Annotated in this window: 18 protein-coding genes; 9 read left to right on the forward strand and 9 right to left on the reverse strand. The window is 68.2% G+C overall.

Translation table 11 applies throughout. The annotated features are described in order from the left end of the window. The first annotated feature begins 48 nt into the window (after positions 1-48). Together NP825_RS17470 and NP825_RS17475 are read left to right on the forward strand one after the other, a co-directional pair. Complete coding sequence (locus NP825_RS17470; RefSeq protein WP_257545908.1) at positions 49-2,898, forward strand: TonB-dependent receptor; 2,850 nt, start codon at positions 49-51, stop codon at positions 2,896-2,898. A 96-nt stretch (positions 2,899-2,994) separates the two neighbouring features. After that, positions 2,995-4,794 carry a sodium:proton antiporter gene (locus tag NP825_RS17475; protein WP_257545910.1) on the forward strand — a complete coding sequence of 600 codons (1,800 nt, stop codon included), beginning with the start codon at positions 2,995-2,997 and terminating at the stop codon, positions 4,792-4,794. On the opposite strand, the gene holA is transcribed toward NP825_RS17475, so the two are convergent. The 4 genes from holA to NP825_RS17495 all read right to left on the reverse strand — a co-directional run bounded on the left by holA (position 4,795) and on the right by NP825_RS17495 (position 9,626). Further along, positions 4,795-5,826 carry a DNA polymerase III subunit delta gene (holA, locus tag NP825_RS17480; protein WP_257545913.1) on the reverse strand — a complete coding sequence of 344 codons (1,032 nt, stop codon included), beginning with the start codon at positions 5,824-5,826 and terminating at the stop codon, positions 4,795-4,797. It abuts the gene before it with no gap. Further along, complete coding sequence (gene lptE / locus NP825_RS17485) at positions 5,823-6,371, reverse strand: LPS assembly lipoprotein LptE (RefSeq protein ID WP_257545915.1); 549 nt, start codon at positions 6,369-6,371, stop codon at positions 5,823-5,825. Before lptE ends, holA begins: the two co-directional genes overlap by 4 nt. Positions 6,372-6,497: 126 nt before the next feature. After that, the gene (gene leuS, locus NP825_RS17490) at positions 6,498-9,047 is read right to left on the reverse strand and encodes a leucine--tRNA ligase (RefSeq protein WP_257545917.1); all 2,550 of its coding nucleotides are present in this window, start codon (positions 9,045-9,047) and stop codon (positions 6,498-6,500) included. A gap of 126 nt (positions 9,048-9,173) precedes the next feature. Continuing rightward, positions 9,174-9,626: a DUF3576 domain-containing protein gene (locus NP825_RS17495; RefSeq protein WP_257545919.1), complete on the reverse strand. Its 453-nt coding sequence runs from the start codon at positions 9,624-9,626 to the stop codon at positions 9,174-9,176. Between the two features lie 264 nt (positions 9,627-9,890). Between NP825_RS17495 and NP825_RS17500 the strand changes: the two genes are divergently transcribed. After that, positions 9,891-10,613 (forward strand): hypothetical protein, encoded by a 723-nt coding sequence (locus NP825_RS17500; RefSeq protein WP_257545921.1) that lies wholly within the window; start codon positions 9,891-9,893, stop codon positions 10,611-10,613. Here the strand turns inward: NP825_RS17500 and NP825_RS17505 are convergent. Beyond that, on the reverse strand, positions 10,586-11,218 hold the full coding sequence (locus NP825_RS17505; protein WP_257545923.1) for a thiamine phosphate synthase: 633 nt from the start codon (positions 11,216-11,218) through the stop codon (positions 10,586-10,588). The genes NP825_RS17500 and NP825_RS17505 overlap by 28 nt on opposite strands. A gap of 59 nt (positions 11,219-11,277) precedes the next feature. On the opposite strand from NP825_RS17505, the gene NP825_RS17510 reads away from it, so the two are divergent. Then, the gene (locus NP825_RS17510) at positions 11,278-11,988 is read left to right on the forward strand and encodes a YggS family pyridoxal phosphate-dependent enzyme (protein ID WP_257545925.1); all 711 of its coding nucleotides are present in this window, start codon (positions 11,278-11,280) and stop codon (positions 11,986-11,988) included. Positions 11,989-12,207: 219 nt separating this feature from the next. Here NP825_RS17510 and NP825_RS17515 read toward each other — a convergent pair whose 3' ends face one another. Next, positions 12,208-12,687, reverse strand: a complete 480-nt coding sequence (locus tag NP825_RS17515; RefSeq protein ID WP_257545927.1) for a DUF4402 domain-containing protein — start codon at positions 12,685-12,687, stop codon at positions 12,208-12,210. Positions 12,688-12,818: 131 nt separating this feature from the next. Between NP825_RS17515 and NP825_RS17520 the strand changes: the two genes are divergently transcribed. The 5 genes from NP825_RS17520 (at position 12,819) to NP825_RS17540 (ending at position 18,657) form a co-directional block, all read left to right on the forward strand. Next, entirely contained in the window at positions 12,819-13,886 is a 1,068-nt protein-coding gene (locus NP825_RS17520; RefSeq protein WP_257545929.1) for a type III polyketide synthase, read from the forward strand. Next, positions 13,883-14,626 carry a methyltransferase domain-containing protein gene (locus NP825_RS17525; protein ID WP_257545931.1) on the forward strand — a complete coding sequence of 248 codons (744 nt, stop codon included), beginning with the start codon at positions 13,883-13,885 and terminating at the stop codon, positions 14,624-14,626. The genes NP825_RS17520 and NP825_RS17525 overlap by 4 nt, the downstream gene beginning before the upstream one ends. Then, on the forward strand, positions 14,623-15,711 hold the full coding sequence (locus tag NP825_RS17530) for an NAD(P)/FAD-dependent oxidoreductase (RefSeq protein ID WP_257545933.1): 1,089 nt from the start codon (positions 14,623-14,625) through the stop codon (positions 15,709-15,711). The genes NP825_RS17525 and NP825_RS17530 overlap by 4 nt, the downstream gene beginning before the upstream one ends. Positions 15,712-15,972: 261 nt before the next feature. Further along, entirely contained in the window at positions 15,973-16,380 is a 408-nt protein-coding gene (gene msrB, locus NP825_RS17535; RefSeq protein WP_257545936.1) for a peptide-methionine (R)-S-oxide reductase MsrB, read from the forward strand. Positions 16,381-16,437: 57 nt separating this feature from the next. Continuing rightward, positions 16,438-18,657 carry a transglycosylase domain-containing protein gene (locus tag NP825_RS17540; protein ID WP_374046502.1) on the forward strand — a complete coding sequence of 740 codons (2,220 nt, stop codon included), beginning with the start codon at positions 16,438-16,440 and terminating at the stop codon, positions 18,655-18,657. Positions 18,658-18,797: 140 nt separating this feature from the next. Here the strand turns inward: NP825_RS17540 and NP825_RS17545 are convergent, their stop codons facing one another. From NP825_RS17545 to NP825_RS17555, 3 genes are read right to left on the reverse strand one after another with little or no spacing between them, the layout of a single operon-like run. Further along, positions 18,798-19,553 carry a M48 family metallopeptidase gene (locus NP825_RS17545; protein WP_374046503.1) on the reverse strand — a complete coding sequence of 252 codons (756 nt, stop codon included), beginning with the start codon at positions 19,551-19,553 and terminating at the stop codon, positions 18,798-18,800. Next, positions 19,507-19,947 (reverse strand): YcgN family cysteine cluster protein, encoded by a 441-nt coding sequence (locus NP825_RS17550; RefSeq protein ID WP_257545938.1) that lies wholly within the window; start codon positions 19,945-19,947, stop codon positions 19,507-19,509. The genes NP825_RS17545 and NP825_RS17550 overlap by 47 nt, the downstream gene beginning before the upstream one ends. Continuing rightward, the gene (locus NP825_RS17555; RefSeq protein WP_257545940.1) at positions 19,944-20,588 is read right to left on the reverse strand and encodes an SCO family protein; all 645 of its coding nucleotides are present in this window, start codon (positions 20,586-20,588) and stop codon (positions 19,944-19,946) included. Before NP825_RS17555 ends, NP825_RS17550 begins: the two co-directional genes overlap by 4 nt. Between the last annotated feature and the right edge of the window lie 88 nt (positions 20,589-20,676).

Genomic DNA, 20,676 nt, shown 5'->3' on the forward strand with positions numbered 1-20,676 from the left:
TTATGTTCGGGGCGCAACGAAAAAATCAAAATGAGAGGAGTGCCCACCATGAAATCTTCCCTTCCTGCCGCCCGCCTTTTGCGCAGCAGCGCGCTCGGCGTCTCGCTCGCCGTCGTCGCGGTCTCGGCCCCGGCCTTCGCGCAGGACGCGGCCGACCCCGCGACCGCCGACGACAGCGCCAACAGCGAGATCGTCGTTACCGCGCAGGGCCGCGCGCAGCGGCTCGCCGACGTGCCGGTCGCCATTTCGGCGGTCAGCGCCGAGGTGCTGCAGAACAGCGGCGCCAACGACATCCGCCAATTGAACCAGGTCGCGCCGTCGCTGCTCGTCTCGTCGACCGGCTCCGAAGCCAATGGCTCGGCACGCATCCGCGGTATCGGCACCGTCGGCGACAACCCCGGCCTCGAAAGCTCGGTCCCGGTGTTCATCGACGGCGTCTATCGCTCGCGCTCGGGCATCGGCCTCAACGAGCTCGGCGAGATCGACCGCGTCGAGGTGCAGCGCGGCCCGCAGGGCACGCTCGGCGGCCGCAACTCGTCGGCGGGCCTGATCAGCATCTATTCGAAGAAGCCCGATTTCACCTTCGGCGCCACGGGTGAGATCACCTATGGCAATTACGATTACTGGCGCCTCGGCGGCAGCGTCACCGGCCCGATCACCGACACGCTCGCCGCGCGCCTCGACGGCATATGGGTGAAGCGCGACGGCTTCCTGCGCGACACGACGAACAACACCGACGTCAATGACCGCGACCGCTATTTCCTGCGCGGCCAGTTGCTGTTCGAGCCGACCGACGCGCTGTCGATCCGGCTGATCGCCGATTATACCTATCGCAACGAGAAATGCTGCGGCGCGATCTATGTCGACAACAGCGTCAATCCCTATGTCGGCAATCTCAACAATCCCTCGACGCCGCTGTCGACCGGCGCCCCGACGAATCTGCCGCAGGCCGACGGCAACAACATCATCAACGTGCTGCGCGACATGGGCCAGCCGCTCGCCGCGTTCAATCAGGGCTACGACCGCAACCTGTCGGTCAGCGCAGGCCGGAGCTATGCCGGCAAGACCAAGGACTACGGCTTTTCGGGCCAGATCGACTATGATCTCGGCGGCGCGAAGCTGACCTCGATCACCGCCTATCGCGAATATCGCTCCGGCCAGGCGGGCGACCTCGACTATGGCGCGGTCGACATCCTTTATCGCGCGCCGAGCGACGACGCCTACCGCCAGTTCCACACTTTCACCCAGGAACTGCGCCTGCAGGGCGAGGCGTTCGACGGCAAGCTCGACTGGCTCGTCGGCGGCTTCTTCGCCAATGAGAAACTGACCGTGCGCGACAATCTGCGCTTCGGCAGCCAATATGGCCGCTTCGCCAACTGCCGTATCGTCTCGGGCGGCGCTCTTGCAGGCCTCTATTCGCCGGACAATGTCGGATGCGTCGTGCCCTTCGTGGCGCCGGGGGTGCCGGGGCTGGCCGCGATCGGCGGCGCCGCAGGCGCGTCGGGTGCCGATATCGTCGCCGCCATCACCGCGCTCGACGGCCTCAACAACCTCGGCAGCGTCGACGACCAATATCGGCAGAACGGAACGAACTGGGCGCTCTTCACCCACAATATCATCCACATCACCGACAAGCTCGATCTGACGCTCGGCCTCCGTTACACGCACGACAAGAAGAAATTCTCGGCCAACTTCAATAACGACAACACCGTCTGCACGACGATCCAGAACCTGGTCTACGACGATCTGGTCCAGCAGAATCAGGTCGGCGACAGCGAGGCGGTCCTGCGCCAGCGCGCCACCGCCCGCACCCTTGCGGGCGGACTGATCGGCCTTGGCTGTCAGGGCAATGCCACCGCCGAACTCGACGGCGTATCGATCAAGGATCAGCGCAAGGAACATAAGTTCACCGGCACCGCGATCCTGTCGTACAAGCCGGTCGACGACCTGATGGTCTATGCCAGCTTCGCGCGCGGCTACAAGGCGGGCGGGTTCAACCTCGATCGGTCGGCGCTGAAGAATCCCATTCAGATCGTGAACGGAATCCCGACGGTGACCTTCGCCCAGGCCGGCGGCGCGCAGGCGCTGGTCGGCAACCTTCAGTTCGATCCCGAACTCGTCACCAGCTACGAACTGGGCGCCAAATATGCGACGGGTCCGTTCACCGCGGGGCTGACCTTCTTCCGGTCGGACTTCAAGAACTTCCAGCTCAACACCTTCAACGGCTCGGTCTTCCTGGTGCAGAACGTCAACGGCTGCACGAGCGATCTTTCCGGCGCGGATCGCGACACGAACTCGGCGACCGGCGCATGCGCGACGGACGATGTGAGCTGGGGCGTGCGCACCCAGGGCTTCGAACTCGAGGCCTCGCTGGTTCCCGCGCATAATTTCCGCATGAGCGCAGGCCTGACCTATGCGCGGACCAAATATCGCGCCAATCTGGTCGGCAATTCGTCGGGCGCCCCGCTCGACGCCGCGCTGCGCAAGTTGCCCGGCGACAATCTGTCGAATGCGCCCGAACTGGTCGCGACCGGCAGCGTGACCTGGACGCCCGAGATCGGCAGCAGCGGGCTGACCGGCCTCGTCTATCTCGATGGCCGCCTGACGAGCGATTACAACACCGGCTCCGACCTCTTCCCACAGAAGGGACAGGACGGCTACGCGATCTTCAATGCCCGCGTCGGTGTGCGCGGGCCCGACGAGAAATGGGCGGTCGAGCTTTGGGCGCAGAATATCTTCAACAAGCAATATGCCCAGGTCGCCTTCAACTCGCCGTTCCAGGCCGGAACGACGGCGGCGCCCTTCACCGACCCGCAATATCCGGGCGGGCGCCAGATCTTCTCGATGTTCCTCGCGGAACCCCGGACCTATGGCGTGACGCTGCGCGGCAAATTCTGATCGCCTGAACAGTCGACAAAAGCCGCCCGCTCACCCCGGTGAGCGGGCGGTTTCTTTTTCTGGACGCTTTTCGCTGTCTTCGCATAGAGTTGCGCGATGTTCGCGATCGACTCCCTGCTCGTCAAAATCGCCCTGATCGGGGTCATCGGCATCGGCGCCCAATGGATCGCCTGGCGCACGGGCAGACCCGCGATCGCGCTGATGCTGGTCGCGGGAATCGTCGCCGGGCCGATATTGGGCCTGATCGATCCCGAGCGCGATTTCGGCGCGCTGCACGAACCGATCATCAAGCTCGCGGTCGCGGTGATCCTGTTCGAGGGCGGGCTGACGCTGAAGTTCCGCGAGCTCCGCCATGCCGGCGCGGCGGTGTTCATGCTCGTCTTCATCGGCGTTCCGGTCGGCTGGGCGCTGGGCACCGCCGCCGCTTATTACGGCGCCGGGCTGTCGCTGGAGCTGTCGGCGCTGTTCGGCGGCATCATGGTGGTGACCGGCCCGACGGTGATCGTGCCGATGCTGCGCACGCTCAACATCACCCCGCGCGTCAAGCATATGCTGAAGTGGGAAGCGATCGTGAACGATCCGATCGGCGCCCTGCTTGGCGTGGGCATCTATGCCTATATCACCCACGGCGGCGCCGAGGCGAACAGCACCGCGATCGTCACCGACGTCGTCGCGGCGAGCGTGCTGGCGATGCTGATCGGCGGCGCCGCCGCCTTCGCGCTGACCGCCGCCTTCGTCCGCGGCTGGGTGCCCGAATATCTGAAAGCGCCGGTGCTGCTGACGACGGTGATCGCGGTCTTCGTCCTGTCCGACCTGGTGATGCACGAAACCGGGCTGATCACCGTCACCGCGATGGGGGTGGTGATGGCGAATCGCGAAACCGATTCGAGCCATATGCTGATGCGCTTCAAGGAGGATCTGACCGTCCTCCTCGTCTCGGGCGTGTTCATCATCCTGTCGGCGACGCTCGACTGGACGGTGGTGACCAATTTCCAGGCGCGGTTCGTGCTGTTCCTGATCCTGCTGCTGTTCGCGGTCCGGCCGCTGACGATCATGATCGCGCTGCTCTTCACCCGCATTCCCTTCAAGGAGCGGCTGTTCGTGGCGTGGATCGCGCCGCGCGGCATCGTCGCCGCCGCGGTGACCGGCCTGTTCGCGCTGCGCCTGTCCGACTATGGCGTGCCGGGGGCCGAGGCGCTGGTGCCATTGTCCTTTTCGGTCGTCATCGCGACGATCTTCGCGCACGGCTTCACCGCCCAGCCCTTTGCCCGCTGGCTCGGGCTCGACCGCGGCAAGGGCAATGGCGTGCTGCTCGTCGGCGCGAACAGCTGGACGATCGCCTTCGCCGAATTCATCAAGGCGCAGGGCAGCGACGTGCTGATCGCCGACGAGAGCAAGTTCGCGCTCCGCCGCGCGCGCCGCGCCGACCTGCCCGTCCATCAGGGCGACATATTGGACGCCGCGCACGACGACGAACTCGACATGGGCCGCTATCAGCAACTGATCGCGGCGACCGACAACGACAGCTACAACGCGCTGGTGTGCAGCGAACTCGCGCCCGAGGTCGGCCACGACCGGGTGAGCCGGATGCTGGTGACCGCGCAGACCGGCGCGCGGCGGCGCGGGCGCGTGCTGACGCTCGGCGGCACCCCGATCGAGGAGCAGCTCGACCGGCTGCAGGCAGGGTGGAGTTTCGGACGCACCCGGATCACCGAGAAGTTCCCCTATGCCGATTTCGTCGCGCGGATGCGCGCGTCGGGCGGCGACACGCTGGCGGTCCAGCGCGCCAGCGGCGAACTCGCGGTCTTTTCGATGCAGCACCGCCCGCCGGTCGAGCCCGGCGATACGCTATGGACCTTCGTCCCGCCCGATCCGGTGGTGGTGCCGGCCGCCTGATCAGCGCGCCCGCGCGGCCTGGTGCGCGATGTCGGTCATCAGCTTGCGAAACAGCACCGCACCCGCGGTGCCCGATGTTTTGAGCGCGCGCTCGCAATCGAGCAGCCGCGTCATCAGCCGCGCGATGCGCAGCGAATCCCAGATGTGGAGCTGCGCGGTCACCGCGCTCTGTTCCTTCCAGAAGACGCCGCTGCTCCGCGCCGACACGACGGTCGCGGGGTGCGCGCCGGCGTCGACCGCGTCGCGCAGCCGCGCGAGCTGCATCGCGCGGATGCCGAGCGCGCGGATGATGCGGATCTCGGCAACCCCGACCGCCGCAGCCTTGCTCAGCATGTCGGGCAGCTCGCGCACCTTGCCGCCGAGCGCGACGTTGATGCATTCGCTGACATCCTCCTCGTGCGTCGCGGCGCCGAGCGCGGCGATGTCGGCGGGGGTCACCTGCCGCTGGCGGTCGGGCGCGGCGTCGAGGTAGAGCGCGATCTTCTCGATCTCGCGGCGCATCAGCGCCTGGTCGCCCGACACGAGATCGACGAGCAGTTGCGCCTCGCCGTTGGCGAGCCGAAGCCCCTCCTCCTGCGCCGCCGCCATCGCGATGCCGACGAGCGCGCGCCGGTCGGGCTGGTAGCAGATCGCGGCGACGGCGTGGCTCGATCCCTCGATCAGCTTGACGAGCTTCGATTTCGCGGTCACCGATGCGCCGGTCGCGATCACCGGGTTGATCGCAGTGTCGGCGGCGAGCAGCGCCTCGACCGCGGCGAGGCTGTCGTCGCCGCTGCCCGAAATTTCGAGGCGGATGATCCGGCTCGGCGAAAAGAGCGACATCGACGCCGCCTCGGCCGCGAGCAGCGACGGGTCCTGCGAGAGTTGCGATCCGCTGAGGTCGAGGCGTTCGGCCTCCTTGCCCGCGAGGCCGATCAGATGGCCCGCGACCGCCGCCATCGTCGCTTCGTCGGGACCGGTCAGAAGGATGAGGCGAACCGCGGGGTCGAGGCGCGTCTGGCGTTCGAGGTCGGCGGGCTTGACGCTCTTCATTGCCCGGCGGGCGGAGGCGCAGGGGCATCGGCCGACTGGCCGCCGCCGCGATCGGCGAAGACCGCGAGGCGCGCGACGATCTGGTCGGCAACCCCCGAGGCGAGGCGTTCGAGCGAGGTCGATTCGGCGGCGATCGTCGCATATTCGCTGCCGACGACGTCGATTCCGGCGTCCTGCGCCGCGGTCGCGTCGAGCAATACCTCGCCCGACGCCGCATCGACGAGCTGGTAGCGCGCGCGCAGTGTCCGCCGCTCGCGCGTCACCGCATCGTCGGCGCGGACGCCGAAGCCGGTGATCGAATCTTCGAGCCGGACGTCGAGCCGCAGCCTTTTGCCCGCGCCGTGCCCGCCCTGCGTCGCCTGCAGCCGGTCGCGCAGCGCATTGCGGACAAGGAAGCCCGAATGCCCCTCGATCGGCGCGACGTCGACGTCGGCGAGCACCTGCGCCACCGCTCCCTTGCTGCCGCTTGCATAGAGCGGCCGAAGACCGCAGCCGCCAAGGACCAGCGAGGCGGCGATGAGCGAGGAGGCGAGCAGTCTGCGCATCAGAGAGTGATGACCCCTATCCCCGTTCGTGTCGAGCGAAGTCGAGACACCCAGAAGTCATGCACGACCGACGGGCATCTCGACTTCGCTCGATGCGAACGGGAAGGGGGAAGCCATTCAGAGCCATCAGGGAACGATATTCACCAAACGGTCGGGGACCACAATCACCTTCTTCGGCGCCGCGCCGGCGAGCAGCTCGGCGATGCGCGGGCGCGCGAGCGCCGCGGCCTCGGCCGCGCCCTTGTCGATTCCCTTTGCAAGCGTCATCGTATCGCGCAGTTTGCCAGCAACCTGGATCGCGATCGTCACCTCATCTTCGACGAGCAGTGCCGGATCAGCGGCGGGCCATGCGGCATCGGCGACCATCGCGGTCGGGCGCTGCGCATCGGGCAGCGCCGCCCACGCCTCCTCGGCAAGGTGCGGCATCATCGGCGCGACGAGCAGGATCAAGGTGCGGCACGCCTCGGCGCGGGTCGCCGAGGGCTTCGCCTTCTCGATCTCGTTTGCGAGCGCGTGGATCTTGGCGACCGCCTTGTTGAACCCCAGCGCCTCGACATCGGCCGCGACCCCGGCGACCGTCTGATGCAGCTTGCGCGCGAGCGGCTTGTCCTCGCCGCCGTCGCCGACATTTTCGGTGTCGCCGAACAGGCGCCACAAGCGCTGGACGAAGCGCCACGCGCCCTCGATCCCCGCCTCGCTCCACGGCAGGTCGCGTTCGGGCGGGCTGTCGGACAGCATGAACCAGCGCACCGCGTCGGCACCGTACTGGTCGAGAATGGCGTCGGGATCGACGACATTCTTCTTCGACTTCGACATCTTGATCACGCGGCCGACGGTGACCGGCGCGCCATCGGCGTCGAGCGTCGCGCCATCGGCCGAGCGGCTGATCTCGTCGGGGGTGAAGAAGAGCGGCGGCAGGCCTTCGCCCTGCGCCCGGCTATATGTTTCGTGCGTCACCATCCCCTGCGTGAACAGGCTGGCGAACGGCTCCTTGATGTCGATCATGCCGAGCTTGTTCAGCGCGCGCGTCCAGAAGCGCGCGTAGAGAAGGTGGAGAATCGCATGTTCGATGCCGCCGATATATTGATCGACAGGCAGCCAGCGGCGGATCACCTCGGGATCGAACGGCTTGTCCGCCGGCGCACTGGCGAAGCGCAGGAAATACCAGCTCGAATCGACGAAGGTGTCGAGCGTGTCGGTCTCGCGCACCGCCTCGCCGCCGCAGCTCGGGCAGGCGACATGCTTCCATGTCGGATGGCGATCGAGCGGATTGCCGGGGACCGAGAAATCGGCATCCTCGGGCAGCACGACCGGAAGCTGGCTCTTCGGCACCGGCACCAGCCCGCACGCCGGGCAGTGGATGAAAGGGATCGGCGTCCCCCAATAGCGCTGGCGCGAGACGCCCCAGTCGCGCAGGCGCCAAACGGTGGTGCCCTTGCCCCAGCCCTCATGTTCCGCGCGCGCGATGATCGCGGCCTTCGCTTCGTCGATGGTCATGCCGTCGAGGAAATGGCTGTTCACGAGGCGGCCGGGGCCGACATAGGCCTCGTCGCCGTGGAAGACCTGCACGGTCTCGTCTCCATCGGCAATGACGCGGTGGACCGGCAGTTCATATTTGCGCGCGAAATCAAGGTCGCGCTGGTCGTGCGCCGGACAGCCGAAGATCGCGCCGGTGCCATAATCCATCAGCACATAGTTCACGACCCACACCGGCAGATGCCAGTCGGGATCGAGCGGATGCTCGACCGCGAGGCCGGTGTCGAAGCCCAGCTTCTCGCCGGTCTCAAGCTGCTCCGCGGACGTGCCCTGGCGGCGGCATTCGGCGATGAAGGCGGCCAGTTCGGGCGAATCCTTCGCGAGGCGTTCTGCCAGCGGATGGTCGGGCGAGATGGCCGCGAAGCTGGCGCCGAACAAAGTGTCGGGGCGCGTCGTGAAGACGTCGAACCCCGGCGCGCCGCCCGCGAGCCTGAACGAAAATTCCAGCCCCTGCGACTTGCCGATCCAGTTTTCCTGCATCAGCCGCACCTTGTCGGGCCAATGGTCGAGGCTGCCGAGCCCTTCGAGCAGATCGTCGGCGAAGTCGGTGATCTTGAGGAACCACTGCGACAATTTCTTCTTCTCGACCAGCGCGCCCGATCGCCAGCCGCGGCCGTCGATCACCTGCTCGTTGGCGAGCACGGTCATGTCGACCGGATCCCAGTTGACGTAGCTTTCCTTGCGCGTGACGAGCCCCGCGGCGAACATGTCGAGGAACAGAGCCTGTTCCTGCCCATAATAGTCGGGCTCGCACGTCGCGAGCTCGCGGCTCCAGTCGATCGCAAGGCCGAGACGTTTGAGCTGCGCGCGCATCGCGGCGATATTGTCGCGGGTCCAGCCGCCGGGGTGGACGCCCTTTTCCATCGCGGCGTTTTCCGCCGGCATCCCGAAGGCGTCCCAGCCCATCGGATGGAGGACGTCGTGCCCGGTCATCCGCTTGAAGCGCGCGAGCACATCGCCCATCGCATAGTTGCGGACATGCCCCATATGGATGCGCCCCGACGGATAGGGGAACATCTCGAGGATATAGGCCTTGGGCTTGTCGCCCGATTCATTGGTCGCAAAGCTGTTCGCGGCATCCCATCCCGCCTGCCAGCGGGCATCGGCGGCGAGGGCGCCAAAGCGCGTTTCGCGGGTCATGTGGTCGGTTACCCCGTTTGGTCTGTCTTACATGATCGTCATCCCGGCGAAGGCCGGGATCTCGACGGCGCATCGAGGCGCGAGAGCGAGACCCCCGGCCTTCGCCGGGGCGACGAGGTTGATGGCTTAACCCTCGATCGCACCACGGCGCAGGTCGCGGGCGCGGGTGAGGATGATTTCCTCGAGCTTCTGCACCGTCGCCGCCTGCACCGGCGCATCGACCCAGGCGCCGCCCTGCGACACCTGGCGCGAGGCGGCGACGCGGAGCGCATCGGCGCGCAAATCGCGGTCGAGGATCGACACGGTGACCTTCATCCGCTCGCCCGGATTCGCGGGATTCGCATACCAGTCGGTGATGATCACCCCGCCCGAGCTGTCGGCCTGAAGCAGCGGCATGAACGACAGCGCGTCGAGCGAGGCGCGCCAGAGATAGCTATTCACGCCGATCGTCGTCACCTGCGACGCCGCGAGATCGGCCTTTGGCCGCTCCTTGCCGCCGCAAGCCGAAAGGCCGAGCGCCGCGACCCCGAGCAGAGCGAGCGCTGCCGAGCGCGAGGCAAGAGCGGAAAGCTTGGACATGCCGGAACACCTTATCTTTGGGCGCCAGAAAAATGGCGCGTGCGGAAATCTTGAGGCGTCTCTATCGCCCTTGCCGCCGTCCGGCAAGCGCGGCAATCGCGTCTTTCCGGCCGTTCACCTCCTGCTCAGCTTCGGGCCGCACTGTGGTGTTCGCGCAACAACTTCGGCGAAAAGCCCGAGCGGTGTGATGATTCGTTCGCTAAGCACTGGAATTATCCGGACCAGAAGCCTATCTGACGAGTCGATTGGGGATGGAGTCGCAGAATGATGGCGCGCAAGCCGCGACATTTCTGGAAAGCAGGGCTGTTCGCCGCCGCGGCGATTTCGGTCGCGCTACCCCCTGCCCTCGCCGCGATGACCCGCGCCGACCGCGCCCGCGATACCCATTTGTCCGAAAGCCTACTCGGCCAGTTCACCCCCGCTTCGGGTGATCAGCGCCTGATCGCGCGCTATAACAAGATGTCGGCGGAAGCCCGACGGAGCTTCAGCTTCACCCCCGCGATCACCGACCGGACCCGCGAGAACCGGGCCATCACCGTCGTCATCCGCGCCCGCGACGACGCATCGAGCGCCGCGCGCACCGCCGCGCTGGCGGCGACGGGCCGCACCAGCATGCCGATCGCGATCACGCCGGTCGCCTATAATCTCGGCGCATCGGTCGGCTTCCAGAAATTCGTCACGCCGGCACTGCCGCGCGGGGTCGATCTTCGCAACCTGCCGGTCGCCAAGGCGCCTGAGCAGGCCGAACGGAAATCGCGCTTCGCGACGCGCGTCACCAGCCATTCGAACGATCCGGCCGGCGCGACCGACCGTGTCATCGCGCCCGGCGACGATCAGAATGTCGATGTCGTCAGCAGCTATCGCCTGACCAGGAATCTCGATGTCACGGCGGGCGTTCGCTATCGCGCCGACGACCGCGTCCAGCCGCTGACCGATTCGCGCCGCGACAGCCAGGCCGTCTACGTCGGAACCGCCTTCCGCTTCTGACGGCGCCGCACGGCCTTTTCATCCCAGCTATCGATCGCCGCCCAGCCGGCATTACGCGCGCCCGCACGGCGTAATGCCCGCACGCGCGGCGGAGTCATGCCGCCGAGCGCGATGGCCTTCGCTCCCGCCAGCCGCGCGAGCCGCAACCACGCACCGCGTCCGAGCGCCGGCGCGCCGGGATGCGAGCGCGTCGGGTGGAGCGGCGAGACGAAAGTCGCATCGACGCCCGCGCGGCGCGCGGCGCGCGCTTCGCGCTCGTCGTGCACCGGCATCGCGACGATCAGGCCGAGCCGATGCGCCGCCCCGGCGCGGGACGCGAGCGGCGGGCGGAGATGGACGCCGTCGGCGTTCCAGCGCTTCGCGTGCGCGGGATGGCCGGCGAGCAGCAACAGCAGCTTTCGCGTCCGCGCGATTCGCGCCAGCCGGCGGAACATCCGCCAGCGCGCACCCGGCGCAAGCCGGTCGTGGCGAAAGACGATGCCGCTGCCGGGAGGCAGGATCGCGGCGAGTTCGACGATCCCCGCAGCCGCTCGCTCGTCGCTGAACAGCCAGACATCCGGCAATCCGGGGGCAGGTTTGCGGGCAAGAGGGTGGCGCGGAACCATCGCCCTTCCTATAGGCGCGTGGCGAGCGCGCGCAACGCGCCCCCTTCGAGGACGAGCATATGGACGATGCGGCGGAACGGCTGGCCGACGTGAAGGCGGCAATCGCGGATGCGGCGAAGCGCGCGCAGCGAAAACCCGCGGATATCTGCCTGATCGCGGTGTCGAAGACCCACGACGCCGACGCGATCCGCCCGCTGATCGCCGCGGGACAGCGCCATTTCGGCGAGAATCGCGTGCAGGAAGCGGCCGCGAAATGGCCCGCGCTGCGTGCCGAAGCGGCGGACATCACCCTTCACCTGATCGGCCAGCTCCAGTCGAACAAGGCCGAGGAAGCGGTGATGCTGTTCGACGCGATCCATTCGGTCGATCGCTCGTCGCTGGTACAGGCGCTGGCGAAAGCCTGCGAAAAGACCGGCAGGCGGCCGCAGCTTTTCATCCAGGTCAACATCGGCGACGAGGAGCAGAAGGGCGGCTGCGCGGTGCGCGACCTTCCCGCGCTGCTCGCCGAAGCGGCCGAAGCGGGCCTGACGATCGAAGGCCTGATGGCGATTCCGCCCGCCGAGGTCGAGCCCGCGCCTTATTTTGCGCTGCTCGACGAACTGGCCGAACGCCACGGCCTGCCGCTGCGCTCGATGGGGATGAGCGGCGATTACGAGACCGCCGTGATGCTAGGCGCGACGCATGTGCGGGTGGGGACGGCGCTGTTCGGGTCGCGAGGGTCTGGAATTGATCAGAAGCCGATCTATCCTCCCTCGTTATCCCGGACTTGATCCGGGATCCATTCGCTCAGCGCCGGTTGAATGGATCCCGGACCAAGTCCGGGATGACGAGGGTCTGAAAGTCACACTCAGCATCTCTTATCTTCGTCATTCCCGCGAAAGCGGGAACCCAGAGCGTGCGTCGGCTGATCCCACTCTGGGTTCCCGCTTTCGCGGGAATGACGAAGATTTGGGAAAGGCCGCTCTCCACCCCAAAACCGCCTTCCCCGCCTATTGATACTCCACCGTCACCGGAATCCGCCCGCGATAGTCGCCGTCGCCGCTTCCCGAGACCTGCAAACGCCCACCAAAACGGAACTGAAGTCGGCCATCGGGGCCGAGGCGCGGGGCGCCGCCGAGGTCGGTGGCAAGGCCGGTAACGCGCGCGATACCGCCGCTGCCGCTTTCGAGATCGACCGACGTCGGCAGAAAGACGCGCACTTCGGCGCCAGGTTCGCCGCGCACCGTGACCGTGCCGGTCACCGCGAAGCCGCCAAGGTCGCGGACATCGCCGCTGAGGCGGCGCACGCCGGTGACGGGATCGAGCACGACCTCTCCGCCGCTGCTACCCGCCGCGACGCGGCCCATGTCGAGCTGGGTTTCGATATCGATGCGAAGCGGCGTGTCGGCCTTGCGACTCGCCATCGCCGGGCCGCTGTCCGGCTTGCCGCACAGCATACACTGCGCCGCGGCCGCCGAAGGGGCGGCCAAGCACAGGAAAAAAGCGGGAAAAAAGCGCAGTTTCACGGATGCCGCGATAACATCGTCATGGTTAATCCGGGGTAAAGTCGGCGACGCGCTATTCGCTGGTCAGACCGTCGCTTTTCAGCGAGACATGCGCGATGATCCATCCCGCGTCCGTCCGGCTCAACGCCGTTGCCACGGCAACGCCGGATCATGATATCCACCAAGCCTTCATCGACTGGGCGACCCCGCGAATCGCCGATACGCGTACCCGCGCGCTGTTCGCGCGGATGGCGGCGCGGTCGGGGATCGCGCATCGCTGGTCGGTCCTGCCGCCGACGCCCGCAGGCGGATCGCCGGTTGCGCCGGGCGGTTTCTACGACGTGCCCGGCCTGCCGCCGACCTCGGCGCGGATGGCGGCCTATGCCGACCATGCGCCCGACCTCGCGATGCAGGCGATCGCGGCGCTCGGCGCGGCATTCGATCCGGCGCGCGTCACGCATATCGTCGTCGCGAGCTGCACCGGTTTCGTCGCGCCCGGAATCGATCAGATTCTCGCGCGGCGGTTGAAGCTGGCCCCGACGGTCGAGCGCGTCCTGATCGGCTTCATGGGCTGCTATGCCGGGGTCACCGCGCTGCGCACGGCGCGGCATATCGTGCGGTCGCAGGCCGATGCCGTCGTGCTGGTCGTCAGCGTCGAGCTGTCGACACTGCACCTCAGCCTCGCCGACCGGCCCGAACCCTTGCTCGCGATGCTCCAGTTCAGCGACGGCGCCGCCGCAGGCATCGTGTCGGCCGCGCCCGGCGGGTTCGCGCTGGGCGAGGGGCGCAGCCTGGCGCTCGAAGACAGCGCCGACCTGATCCGCTGGGACATCGGCGACAAGGGTTTCGAGATGCATCTGTCGGGCGAAGTGCCGGGGCGGCTGCGCGAGGCGTTGACCGGCCTTGATGTGCAACGCGACCTGTTCGGCACGGCCGGCGCGCCGCCGCTGCTCGCGGTCCACGCCGGCGGGCGTTCGGTGCTCGACGCGGTCGAACATGCGCTCGCGGTGCCGGCGCAGGCGCTCGCCGACAGCCGGTCGGTGCTCGCACGCTTCGGCAATATGTCCTCGGCGACGATCCTGTTCGTGCTCGCTGCGATGATGGCGCGCGGCGCAAAAGGGGAGGGAATCGCCATCGCCTTCGGCCCGGGCCTCGCCGCCGAAGCGATCCGGTTCGAGGCATGAACCCCTTCACCAGCCTCGCCGGACCGATCGAGCGCGAGGAGGAGATGGACGCGAGCGAGCTTGCGCCCGCACGCTATGCCAAAGTGCTCGCCGATCTGTCGCGGATCAATGCGCTGACGCTCGCGCGGCGGCCGACGGTGGGCTTCCTCGAACGCGTTCGCGCGCGCAGCGGCAGTGCAGGGGGCGGCGGGGCAGGGGGAAGCGACGTGAAGCCGTGGCGCATCCTCGACGTCGGGTTCGGCGCGGGCGACATGCTCGCCCGGATCGCGCGCTGGGGCGACGCGCGCGGGGTGGCGCTCGATCTCGTCGGGGTCGATCTCAATCCGAACAGCGCGCCGGTCGCCGCAGCGCGGCTCGGCGGGCGGGCGCGGCTGATCACCGGCGATTACCGCGGTCTGGCGGGGCAGGGGTGGGACATCATCCTGTCGAGCCTCGTCGCGCATCATATGACGCCGGAGCAGCGCTCCGGCTTCCTGCGCTTCATGGAGAGTGAAAGCGCGCGTGGCTGGCTGGTCAACGACCTCCACCGCCAGCGGCTGCCGTTCGCGGGCTATCCGTTGCTGGCAGGCCTCGCGCTGGTCGATCCGATCGTTCGGCGCGATGGACAGCTTTCGGTGGGGCGCAGTTTCCGCCGCGCCGAATGGCAGGCGATGCTCGCCGATGCGCTGCCCGAAACGGCCGCTGAATGCCGCATCTTCCGCAGCTTCCCCTATCGCCTTTGCGTCGAGCGCATCCGATGAGCGATGCGCTTATCGTCGGCGCCGGACCCGCCGGGTCGGCGGCGGCGATCGGGCTGGCGCAGGCGGGCGCGAAGGTGCTGCTGCTCGAACGGTCGCGCGAGACCGGCGACGCGCTGTGCGGCGGGTTCCTGAGCTGGCGAACGCTTGCGCGGCTCGAAGCGCTCGGGATCGACCGTGCCGCGCTCGGCGGGCAGACAGTCACCCGCATGCGGCTGTTCGCGGGGCGCCGGTCGAGCGAAACCAGGTTGCCCGGCGCAGCGACGGGTGTGTCGCGCCGCCGTCTCGACGGCGCCTTGCAGGCGGCGGCCGTCGCCGCAGGCGCGGGGCTGGAACGCGGGGTCCATGCGACGGCGCTCGCGGGGGGGACCGTGCAGACGCGCGACGGCGCGACGCTGACGGCGCCGTCGCTTTTCCTCGCGGCAGGCAAGCATGGCTTTCGCGGATTTCCGCGCGAACCCGCACGCTGGCAGCGCAGCGATCCCGTCATCGGCCTGCGGCTTCGCCTTCCCGCGCATCCGGTGCTCGAACGACTGGTCGGCGATGCGGTCGAGCTTCACCTTTTCGATCGCGGCTATGCCGGGCTGGTGCGGCAGGAGAGCGGCGGCGGCAACCTCTGCCTCGCGGTCCATAAATCGCGCCTCGACGAAGCGGGGGGCGAGCCGGCGGCGCTGCTCCGCGCGCTCGGCGACGCGTTGCCGCCGCTCGGCGAACGGCTCGCGCGGGCCGACTGGACGCGCCCCGTCGATGCGATCGGCCACGTCCCCTATGGCTGGCGAACGACCGATACGGTCCCGGGGCTGTTCAAGCTCGGCGATCAGGCCGGGGTCATCCCCAGCCTCGCGGGTGAGGGCATGGGACTGGCACTCGCGAGCGCCGAGGCCGCGGTGGCGGCATGGCGGCGCGGCGGCCCCGCGGAAGCACCCGCTTTCCAGCGGGCTCTCGCGGTCTGCCTGGTGCGGCCCTTCGCGCTCGCGAACCTGATCTGGCGCGCGGGGGAAAACCCCCGCAGCGCGGGCCTGCTGACCTCGATTGCCATTGCTTTCCCGCCCCTTGTGCGGCTGGTGTCGCGGGTGACGCGTATTTAGAGGATTCGCGCAGAGAGCGCAGAGGATTTTGGTTCACGCGGAGACGCGGAGGCGCGGAGAGAGAAGATATGCCGCAAAGCAGCTTTCGATTCCGCCGGAGCGCCCGGGAGCATCGTTGCTGGACAAGGGGCCTGCCGGCCCGAGCCGTCTCTCTCCGCGCCTCCGCGTGAACCGGATCGAAGCCCCTTGTGGCGACAAGGCGCCGGGCCGATATAGGATCCAGCCGGGCGCCGCACGACGCCGCCACAAGGAGTTCCGACCATGACCGACCCGCAAACCGACAAGCCCCTCGACCCGATGGCGCATCATGTCCTGCGCGAGGGCGGGACCGAGCGCGCCTTCACCGGCAAATATACCGACCACAAGGGCGACGGCGTCTATCGCTGCGCCGGCTGCGGCGAGCCTTTGTTCGACAGCCGCACCAAATATAACAGCGGGTCGGGCTGGCCGAGCTATACCGCGCCCGCCGCCGAAAGCGCGGTGACCGAGCTGACCGACACCAGCCACGGCATGGTCCGCACCGAAGTGCGCTGCGCGAAATGCGAGGGCCACCTCGGCCATGTCTTTCCCGACGGCCCCGGGCCGACGGGGCTGCGCTACTGCATCAACAGCGCGGCGCTTGACTTCGAGGGGCGCGGGCAGGATGAGGCAAAGGCCGGCGAGGGTTGATCGACCTGCCGGCCTGACACATCCGGGGCACGTTCTGACCTCAAGGAAGGATTAGGTTTGCGCCGCGAACGACAGCAGGCATCCGCAGGTAAATCGTCATCGTCGGGCAAGGGCGGGTCCGGCAAGGGCTCGCCCGGCGGCCCGTCGCGCGGTCGCGTCTGGCTCCGGCGGCTGTTCCGCTGGGGTCTCGGCCTTGCCTTCGTCGGCGCGGTCGCGATCGCGGTTGCGGTCGGCATCGCCGTGCAGCGCATCCCGAGCTTTGAGGAGCTCAAGAAATCGCCCGCCGGGCAGACGATCCGCGTCCACGCCGCCGACGGCACCGTATTCCTGTCGCTCGGCCCCAATTACGGCCGCTGGCTGACGCTGACCGAAACGCCGCAGGTGATGCAGGACGCGATGGTCGCGGTCGAGGACCGCCGGTTTCGCTATCATCCCGGCATCGACCCCGTCGGCATGAGCCGCGCCGCGGTGTTCGCGGTCGAACATTATGGCACCGGGCGCCGCATGCAGGGCGCCTCGACGATCACTCAGCAGCTAGCGCGCAACATCTTCCTGTCGAACAGCTACACCTGGACACGCAAGGCGCGCGAGATGGTGCTCGCGCTCGCGCTCGAGTGGAAATTTTCCAAGGACGAGCTGCTCGAACTCTATCTGAACAAGGTCTATTTCGGCGGCGGCAGCTATGGCATCGACGCCGCGTCGCGGCGCTTCTTTGGGCATAGCGCGACCGAAATGTCGCTGTCGGAGGCCGCGGTGGTCGCAGGGCTGGTCAAGGCGCCGTCGCGCTATTCGCCGACCGCCGACGCCGCCGCCGCGCTCGGCCGTTCGGGGGTCGTCCTCGCAACGATGGTCGACGCAGGCTTCATCACCCAAAGCCAGGCCGACGGCGCCAAACCCGCCGACGTGCAGCTCGCGCAGGAGACCGGGCAGAACAGCGCGCGCTATTTCACCGACTGGGCGCTGCCGCAGCTCGACATGCTGATCGACGAGGGCAGCGACGCACTCGACGTCTTCACCACGCTCGACCTCGGCATGCAGCGCGCGGCGACTGCGGCGGTGCAGGCCGACACGCCGAAAGGGGTGCAGGCGGCGCTGGTGTCGATCGACCGCGACGGCGCGGTGCGCGCGATGGTCGGCGGCACCGACTATGTCGCGTCGAACTATAATCGCGCGACGCAGGCGCTGCGCCAGCCGGGATCGGCGTGGAAGCTGTTCGTCTATATGGCCGCGCTCGAAGCCGGGCATAAGGTCGACGACCAAGTCGTCGACGAGCCGGTGACGATCAACGGTTGGAGCCCGCGCAACTCGTCGGGGCGCTTTGCGGGGCCGATGAGCCTGCGCACCGCCTTCGCTTACTCGGTCAACACCGTCGCCGCGAAGCTGGGCGATGAGATCGGCTTTTCGGCGGTCGCCAACATGGCGCGTCGGTTCGGCATCACGACGCCGATCAACACCCATCCCTCGATGGTGCTTGGCAGCGCCGAGGTGCGGGTGATCGACATGACCGCCGCCTTCGCCGCCGTCGCGCGCAAGGGCGTTTCGGCGCAGCCCTATGCGATCACCAAGGTCACGACCGCCGACGGGCGCCTGCTCTATCAGCGGCCGGCCGAGCGCGGGCAGACGCTGGTCGACACGTGGGTCGCTGCCGGGATCACCGACCTGCTCCAGACCGCGGTCGCGACCGGCACCGGCCGCGCCGCGCAGATCGGCCGCCCGGTCGCGGGCAAGACCGGCACGACGTCGAGCAACAAGGACGGCTGGTTCCTCGGCTTTTCGAGCGGGCTGACCACCGGCGTCTGGATGGGCCGCGACGATGCGAAGCCCGTAGGCGGCCTGCAGGGCGGCCGCGCGCCGGCCAAGGCCTTTGCCGATTATATGCGCGTCGCGGTCGCACGGCGTCCGGTCGAGCCGTTCGATACCGAGGTCAAGCTGCCCGAATGGCAGCTTGAGGACGAAGGCGACGCCTATCTGGGCGAGCCGGGCGACGAAGGACTGACCGACGATAATGGCATGCCGATCGAGCTGCCCTATGACAGCCGCCCGCCGCAGGGCGACGCGCCGCCCCCGCCGCCGCAGGACGAGGGTCCGGTGCTCAACCAGCAATGGATCGAGGAACAGACCGGCCGCCGCCCGCCGCCGCCCGATGCGAACGCGGCGCCCAAGGCGGCGCCGCAAGGCAAGCTCATCACGATTCCGGCGCCCAAGGCGCCGTCCCCGCCGGCACAAAAGGGGCAAACCCCGCAGCGTCAAAGCGGGAATGAGGGAAATAACCCCTAGATCAGGATCGGGTTGGCTGAAACACCGCCTTCCTTATCTCGTCATCCCGGCGAAGGCCGGGATCTCACCGTCTCGACCTGACGCACCGGCGAGATCCCGGCCTTCGCCGGGATGACGATTCAGTCAAAAACGATCAGCCCCTACCCGAAGCGATAACGGTGCAGTCCCCGTCCCTCGCGCCGCAGCCACGCGCGCGCGGCACCGACGTCGCCGTCGTGCAGTTCGTCGACCAGCGCGTGAAAAGCCGCACTATGGTCCATGTGCCGCAGATGCGCGACCTCGTGCGCGACGGTGGCGCGGCGGACGTGATCGGGCGCCATTACCAGCCGCCAGCTATAGCGCAGGTCGCCGTCATGGGTGCAGCTCCCCCAGCGGCTGCGCGGATCGCCGACCCCGACGCGGCCGACGCGAAGCCCCGCGCGATCGGCGATCTCGCGGCTTTCGCGCGTCATCAGCGCGAGCGCTTCGGCCTTCAGCCAGCGCTCGATGCGGCGGCCGACGGTTTCGGCGGGTCCGCCGACCGTCAGCGCATCGTCCGCGAGCCGCACCGCGCGCGGCGCGGTCGCGGTCCAGTCGATCCGGCGCGGCACTCCGAACAGCGGTACCGCGGCGCCCGGCCCGACGAGCAGCGGCGCGGCCGCTTTGCCGACCTGTTCGGCCAGCCAGTCCTGCTGCTCGCTCGCCCATTTGAGCGCGCGCGCCGCATTGGCGCGCCGCGGCAGCGTCAGGCGCAGTTCGCCGCGCGCGCCGTCGAAGATCAGCTTGTAGCGCCGCGACTGCGCATGATGGACGAGCCGCACCGGCCACGGGGTTTCGCCCACCCATATCTGCGGGCGCTCGTCGCGCAGATCAGACGACGCGTTCGACAAGATGATTCTCCAGCGGCCCCGCGACATCCTCGCCGACCGTCCAGCCGACGATCGATTCGCCCGCGCGATGCACCGCGTCGCGGTCGCCGCAGACGAGATAATGCCAGTCGGGCAGCGGCTCGCCCTCGGCGCGAAGGCGATAGGCGCAGGTCTGCGGCAGCCATTCGATGTCGGCGACCTTGGCCCTGGTCAGCGTCAGGCAGTCGGGAACGTGGCGGCGGCGATGCTTGTAATCGCCGCAGCGCGCGGTCGAAAGGTCGAGCAGGCGGCACGCGACATTGGTCGGATAGATGCGGCCCGTGTCCTCGTCCTCCAGCTTGTGGAGGCAGCATTTGCCGCAGCCGTCGCATAGCGCCTCCCACTCGCCGGCGTCGAGGCTGGCGAGCGGCGCTTCCCAGAAGCGGCGCCCGGCCGGACTCACTTCACCCACTTCGCCAGCTCGGCCGCGACCTTGTCGGGCGCGCCCTCGTCGGGCTCGGTCGACGGATCGTCGAGCGGCAGCAGCGCGAGCGGCTTGCCCACCGGGTCCATCAGGAAAGCGAGCTGGCTGTGCGCCATCAGATAGCGGTCGGGGGCCGAGCCCGGCACCTTGTTGTAGGTGACGACATAGGCCTTCGCGACCGCCGCAATCTGCTCGGGCGTGCCGGTCAGGCCGAGCAGCCGCGGGTGATAGCGGCTGACGAAGGCCTTCAGCGCCGCGGGCGTATCGCGTTCGGGATCGACGGTGATGAACATCGGCGCGACCCGGGCGCCGCGCGCCGGATCGCTCTTCTCGAACGCCGACAGGCCGCGCATCAGCTTTTGCAGGTCGACCGGACAGATGTCGGGGCAATAGCTGTAGCCGAAATAGACGAGGCGGTATTTTCCCGCGAAGTCGGTGTCGCGCACGGTCTTGCCGTCCTGATCGGTCAGCGTGAACGGCCCGCCGATCTTCGCGCCGGCAAGCGGCGGATCGCCGGCGGGAGCGCCCGCCGGGGCGTTGCAGCCCGCCAGCATCGCCGCCGTCAGCAGAAGCAGGCTTGAACGGGCGAGCTTTCGTCCCATAATTGCGATATTCATCATGCGGCCAGCCTTGATCGGCTAAGGCCCGAAAATCAACCATTGTCGTACGGGGGCGCATTTGCCGTTCCTCGGTTCACGGCATATTGCG

This window comes from Sphingopyxis sp. DBS4 (assembly GCF_024628865.1).
Taxonomy (GTDB): domain Bacteria; phylum Pseudomonadota; class Alphaproteobacteria; order Sphingomonadales; family Sphingomonadaceae; genus Sphingopyxis.

Coding starts and splice junctions, on each gene's coding strand:
- NP825_RS17470 (WP_257545908.1), top strand. CDS start 49: ATGAAATCTTCCCTTCCTGCCGCCCGCCTTTTGCGCAGCAGCGCGCTC.
- NP825_RS17475 (WP_257545910.1), top strand. CDS start 2,995: ATGTTCGCGATCGACTCCCTGCTCGTCAAAATCGCCCTGATCGGGGTC.
- holA (WP_257545913.1), bottom strand. CDS start 5,826: ATGAAGAGCGTCAAGCCCGCCGACCTCGAACGCCAGACGCGCCTCGAC.
- lptE (WP_257545915.1), bottom strand. CDS start 6,371: ATGCGCAGACTGCTCGCCTCCTCGCTCATCGCCGCCTCGCTGGTCCTT.
- leuS (WP_257545917.1), bottom strand. CDS start 9,047: ATGACCCGCGAAACGCGCTTTGGCGCCCTCGCCGCCGATGCCCGCTGG.
- NP825_RS17495 (WP_257545919.1), bottom strand. CDS start 9,626: ATGTCCAAGCTTTCCGCTCTTGCCTCGCGCTCGGCAGCGCTCGCTCTG.
- NP825_RS17500 (WP_257545921.1), top strand. CDS start 9,891: ATGATGGCGCGCAAGCCGCGACATTTCTGGAAAGCAGGGCTGTTCGCC.
- NP825_RS17505 (WP_257545923.1), bottom strand. CDS start 11,218: ATGGTTCCGCGCCACCCTCTTGCCCGCAAACCTGCCCCCGGATTGCCG.
- NP825_RS17510 (WP_257545925.1), top strand. CDS start 11,278: ATGGACGATGCGGCGGAACGGCTGGCCGACGTGAAGGCGGCAATCGCG.
- NP825_RS17520 (WP_257545929.1), top strand. CDS start 12,819: ATGATCCATCCCGCGTCCGTCCGGCTCAACGCCGTTGCCACGGCAACG.
- NP825_RS17525 (WP_257545931.1), top strand. CDS start 13,883: ATGAACCCCTTCACCAGCCTCGCCGGACCGATCGAGCGCGAGGAGGAG.
- NP825_RS17530 (WP_257545933.1), top strand. CDS start 14,623: ATGAGCGATGCGCTTATCGTCGGCGCCGGACCCGCCGGGTCGGCGGCG.
- msrB (WP_257545936.1), top strand. CDS start 15,973: ATGACCGACCCGCAAACCGACAAGCCCCTCGACCCGATGGCGCATCAT.
- NP825_RS17545 (WP_374046503.1), bottom strand. CDS start 19,553: ATGTCGCGGGGCCGCTGGAGAATCATCTTGTCGAACGCGTCGTCTGAT.
- NP825_RS17555 (WP_257545940.1), bottom strand. CDS start 20,588: ATGATGAATATCGCAATTATGGGACGAAAGCTCGCCCGTTCAAGCCTG.